Annotated in this window: 3 protein-coding genes and 1 pseudogene; 1 reads left to right on the plus strand and 3 read right to left on the minus strand. The window is 63.2% G+C overall.

Features of this window, described 5'->3' with window-relative positions; genetic code table 11:
- From tnpC to tnpA, 3 genes are all read right to left on the minus strand, one after another.
- Positions 1–1,090, minus strand: a 1,090-nt coding sequence (tnpC, locus tag AB7I51_RS17965; RefSeq protein WP_428405643.1) for an IS66 family transposase, incomplete at its 3' end; no start/stop codon positions are given.
- Positions 1,091–1,159: 69 nt separating this feature from the next.
- Positions 1,160–1,513, minus strand: a complete 354-nt coding sequence (tnpB, locus tag AB7I51_RS17970) for an IS66 family insertion sequence element accessory protein TnpB (RefSeq protein ID WP_428405644.1) — start codon at positions 1,511–1,513, stop codon at positions 1,160–1,162.
- Complete coding sequence (gene tnpA / locus AB7I51_RS17975; RefSeq protein WP_428405645.1) at positions 1,510–1,950, minus strand: IS66-like element accessory protein TnpA; 441 nt, start codon at positions 1,948–1,950, stop codon at positions 1,510–1,512. The genes tnpB and tnpA overlap by 4 nt, the downstream gene beginning before the upstream one ends.
- A 63-nt stretch (positions 1,951–2,013) precedes the next feature.
- Here tnpA and AB7I51_RS17980 point away from each other — a divergent pair.
- A pseudogene (locus AB7I51_RS17980) lies at positions 2,014–2,481 on the plus strand (IS5/IS1182 family transposase); the annotation flags it as partial.
- Positions 2,482–2,627: the final 146 nt, after the last annotated feature.

Here is a 2,627-nt window from a genome sequence, read left to right on the forward strand (position 1 = left end):
CCAGCCTTGATCGTTCACTCGTACGTCGCCCAATGAGCAAAGCTCGCGCGCGAAGAACCGGATGCGGGTAACCCGCACGTCCGGGTCTGTGAGGGGCGGGGATGGCGACATCCTCGCCTACTCGGCAGAAGGCGAGCGACACGCTGTTTTTCTGCGCCAGCGCGCGATAGCCGGCGTAGCCATCGACCTGCACGACGCCGCTGAACCCGGAAAGATGTGCGAGCGGCTGCTCGGATTTTCTGTTTTGCGCGTAGACATAGACGGCGATCGGCGGATCGACGCCGCCGAACGGCCGGTCGTCGCGCGCATAGGCCCAAAGTTGACCGGTCTTGGTGCGTCCGCGCCCCGGATCCAGCACGGGTGCGGTCGTTTCGTCGGCGAAGATTTTCGTCGAGGCGCGGATATGCTCCAGAAGCCGCTCATGCACGGGGCGCAAATGCCAGGCGGCGCGGCCAACCCAGTCGGCGAGCGTTGATCGATCGAGGTCGATCCCTTGCCGCCCGTAAATCTGCGCCTGACGATAAAGCGGAAGGTGGTCGGCGTATTTGGAGACGAGCACATGGGCGACAGTTGCTTCCGTCGGCAGGCCGCCTTCGATCAGCCGCGCCGGGGCCGGCGCCTGCACGACGCCTTCCTCGCAGGCGCGGCAGGCATATTTGGGACGCCGCGTCACCAGCACGTGGAACTGCGCCGGCACGATGTCGAGTCGCTCGGAGACGTCTTCGCCGATCTGGTGCAGCGCGCCCTTGCAGCACGGGCAGGCTTTGTCCTCGATATCGACGATGGTCTCGATACGCGGCAGATGGGCAGGCAGCGCGCCGCGATTGCGTCGACGTTGACGCGCGGCTTCGGAGCGATCAGCAGCCGAACGGCTTTCTTTTTCTGCCGCAGCGCTCGCTTCTGTCTGCTCGACATCCTCCAGCGCCAGCAGCATCTGGTCTTCTGGCAACGTCTCAGCGCGGCGACCGAATCGATGACGCTGCATCTCCTTGATGATCTGAACGAGCCGCTCGTTGCGTGCCCGTTCGGCAAGAAGCATCGCCTTCAGTTCGTTTGGATCATCGGGAAGCGCTTCGATCGCTTGCGGCATAAGCAAAGCAGATCATATTTTCGGGCACGTCGCGACGATATTTGCAGCGCCGATTCACGATGCCGCAGATTAGCCGGCCAGAGCCGGCGCCGGCGTCTCTTTCGCGCGCACGCGTTTCCAGTCCAGCCCTTCGAGCAGCGCCGAAAATTGCGCCGCGGATAATCGCAGCACCCCGTCTTCGATCTTTGGCCAACGGAACTCGCCGTCCTCCAGCCGCTTGGCGAACAGACACACGCCCGTGCCGTCCCAGAATACAAGTTTGATCCGATCCGCCCGCTTGGCGCGAAAAACATAAATGGCACCGTCGAAGGGATCGGCCTGCATCGTCTCGCGCACCAGAGCCGCCAAACCTTCCGCGCCCTTGCGGAAGTCGACGGGCTTCGTCGCCACCATGACGCGGACCGCGCCCGTCGGGCCGATCATGCGCGCCTCTTCAAGGCGCCGACAATCGCCGTGACCATCGCCACATCGGCGCCGCGCCAGACCCAGACGCTCGTGCCGTCAATATCGAGTTCGATCACATGCGGCCGCGCAGCGATGGATTTGCTCTCCGATAATGACGGCACAGGCGGTAACGATGCTTCGTCCCACGTCTCGACAACGACAGGCGCGAAGCGCGCGCCTCCGGACAACACCGCTTTCCGCCGCGCTTCGCGTCGCCAGGAAAATAGTTGCTGCGGCGTCAGTCCGCGGCGGCGCGCAACTTCCGAAACGACAGCGCCGGGCGCCAAGGATTCCTCGACCGCTTGCGCCTTCTCGTCATCCGACCAACGACGACGGCGCTCGCCGCCGCCCGCGATCACTTCGATCCGCCGAACAGCGTCGCGCTTAGGCTCAAGCGTATGATCAAGTCTGGACACAAGCCTTATCTCCGTCAGGAGATCAGACTCGCTGCTTTCAGCGTCCGTTGGAAGGTGTGGCCGCAACACCGCTTACGCAAAGCCGGCGCGATCGAGCCTTTGTTCGCGCGCTTCGACGCGGCGCTGAGGGCGTCGGGCTTCATCGCCATGTCCGGACAGATCGTCGACGCGACGCTTGTCGCCGCGCCACGGCAGCGCAATACGGCGGAAGAGAAGAAAACGATCAAAGAGGGCCGCATTCCCGAGGATTGGAAAGCGCGGCCTGGCAAGCTGCGCCAAAAGGACCGCGATGCGCGCTGGACGGTGAAGTTCACCAAGGCCAAGGCCAAAGAGGACGGCTCGACGCCGCCCTGCGATATTGCGATTCCGGTCTTTGGTTATCAGAACCACATTTCGATCGACCACGGCTTCGGCTTCATCCGCAAATGGTCGGCCACCGACGCCGCCGCCTATGAGGGCGCGCGATTGCGCGACGGCTTGCTCGACAAGACCAATACAGCGTCGAGCGTTTGGGCCGATACAGCCTATCGTGTGTTTCGGCATCCAATCGGGGCTCTGACTCACATTTGATGCAGTCGAAGCGCCGACTGGCGCTGGTTTCACTGGGGAATCAGCGCAATGACGGTATCTCTGCGGCCTTCTGCAATCGTTCCGCCAGGATTTCGAGTCGACAGTGT

This window comes from Methylocystis sp. (assembly GCF_050246715.1).
Lineage (GTDB): Bacteria > Pseudomonadota > Alphaproteobacteria > Rhizobiales > Beijerinckiaceae > Methylocystis.

What these genes read in the sequence shown, in the direction of transcription:
- tnpB (WP_428405644.1), bottom strand. Translation starts at nt 1,513, where the DNA reads ATGATCGGCCCGACGGGCGCGGTCCGCGTCATGGTGGCGACGAAGCCC.